The sequence below is a fragment of the Stenotrophomonas sp. 05L44_2 genome (genome assembly GCF_056665995.1).
This window is the reverse complement of record NZ_JBFTNR010000767.1, coordinates 1-1,921: the sequence shown is the minus strand read 5'-3', so window position 1 is coordinate 1,921 and position 1,921 is coordinate 1. Positions and strand designations below refer to the sequence as shown.

The 1,921-nt window shown below is 69.4% G+C and carries 2 protein-coding genes; both read left to right on the top strand.

Annotated elements, in window-relative coordinates; genetic code table 11:
* Nucleotides 1–136: 136 nt before the first annotated feature.
* Complete coding sequence (gene panE / locus AC1VAN_RS20370; protein ID WP_025877580.1) at nt 137–1,075, top strand: 2-dehydropantoate 2-reductase; 939 nt, start codon at nt 137–139, stop codon at nt 1,073–1,075.
* A gap of 10 nt (nt 1,076–1,085) precedes the next feature.
* A partial coding sequence (locus AC1VAN_RS20365) for an NAD-dependent epimerase/dehydratase family protein (RefSeq protein WP_480986590.1) occupies nt 1,086–1,921 on the top strand: 836 nt, incomplete at its 3' end.

Genomic DNA, 1,921 nt, shown 5'->3' with positions numbered 1-1,921 from the left:
CCCCCCCCCCCCCCCCCCCCCCCCCCCCCCGACCCAAACACAGCTTGCGCTTCAAACCACCACGAGSGGCTCAGCCGTTGGCCGCAAACTCCGGCACAATCGCTGCAGTGAATCCCCCAACTGCAGTGAGCGTGCAATGCGTATCCTGATCCTCGGCGCCGGCGGTACCGGCGGTTACTTCGGTGGTCGCCTGGCCCAGGCTGGCGTGGACGTGACCTTCCTCGTGCGCCCCGCGCGCGCCGCGCAGCTGGATCGTGATGGCCTGGTGCTGCGCAGCCCGGTGGGCGATGCCACGTTCCCGGTGCAGCACGTCACCGCAGATGCCCTGCCTGCGCTGGCTGCGGACAAGCCGTTCGATCTGGTGATCCTCAGCTGCAAGGCCTACGATCTGGACAGCTCGATCGATGCCATCGCCCCGGCGGTGGGCGCGGGTACCACCGTGCTGCCGATCCTCAACGGCCTGCATCACTACAACGCGCTCGACGCGCGCTTCGGCCGCGACGCCGTGCTCGGCGGTCTGTGCTTCATCAGTGCGACCAAGGCGCCTGATGGGGCCGTGCTGCACCTGGGCAAGCCGGCCAAGCTGACCTTCGGCGAACGCGATGGCGGTGCGATCTCCGCGCGCGTGCAGGCGTTCGCAGCAGCGTGTGCGCAGGCCAATCTCGATCATCTGGCCAGTGAGCACATCGGCCAGGAACAGTGGATCAAGTACACGTTCCTGACCGCGCTGGCGGCGGCCACCTGCCTGCTGCGTGCGGACATCGGCACGATCGTGGCCACCGATGACGGCGACGCCATCGTGCGTGGGCTCTATGACGAATGCCTGGCGGTGGCCGAAGCAGCGGGTGAGCCGGTGCCGCAGGCGGCGCAGGACACCGCGCGTGGCACCCTGACCCAGGCCGGTTCGGCGTTGAAGGCGTCGATGCTGCGCGACCTGGAGGCAGGCCAGCAGGTGGAAGCGGCCCAGATCGTCGGCGACATGCTGGCGCGTGCGCGCGCCGCGGGCCAGGAAGCGTTGCTGCTGCAGGTCGCCTACAGCAGCCTGCAGGCCTACCAGGCCCAGCGCTCGGTGTGATCCGATGAACATGCCTGGCCCGTTGCCGAAGCGCGTACTGATCCTCGGCATGGGCTGGAGTGGCCGCGTGTTGGCCGCGCGCCTTCAGGCCCAGGGCGTACACGTGGAAGGCACGGTGCGCGATCCGGCGTCGGCACCTGACGATGGCCTGCTGCGTCATCAGCTGCGTGCTGACGCCGCGCTTGCCCCGAGCCTGCTCGCTGCGATTGCCCATGCCGACGCGGTGCTGTGCAGCGTCCCTCCCGATGCCGAGGGCGACCCGGCGCTGCGCCTGCTGCATGCCGCGTTGCGCGACAGCAGTTCACTGCGTTGGCTCGGTTACCTGTCGTCGACCTCGGTCTACGGCGACCGCGACGGTGGCTGGATCAATGAGCACAGCGTGGCCGATGCCACCGGGCCGGCAGGCATGCAGCGTCGCCTCGCCGAAACGCAATGGCGTGCGCTGGCGGATGCGCGCGGTATCGCCTCGGCGATGTTCCGCCTGCCGGGCCTCTACGGATCCGGGCGCAACGCGCTGCTGCAGCTGGCGCAGGGCCGCGCGCGGCACGTAGTGCGGCCAGGGCTGGTGTTCAATCGCCTGCACGTGGACGACCTGGCTGCGGTGGTGATCGCCGCGATGCAACGCCCCATGGCCAACGCACTGTATCTGCCGAGCGATGACCAACCGGCACCGCCGCAGGATGTACTGGCCTTCGCTGCGCAGCTGGGGGGTTTCGCCATGCCACCCGCGGTGGCCTGGGACGATCCATCAGTCAGCGCGACATTGCGGCGCTTCTACCAGAGCAGCAAGCGCATCGACAGCCGCAGCACGCGCGACGCGCTGGGCTGGACGCCGCGGTTTCCAAC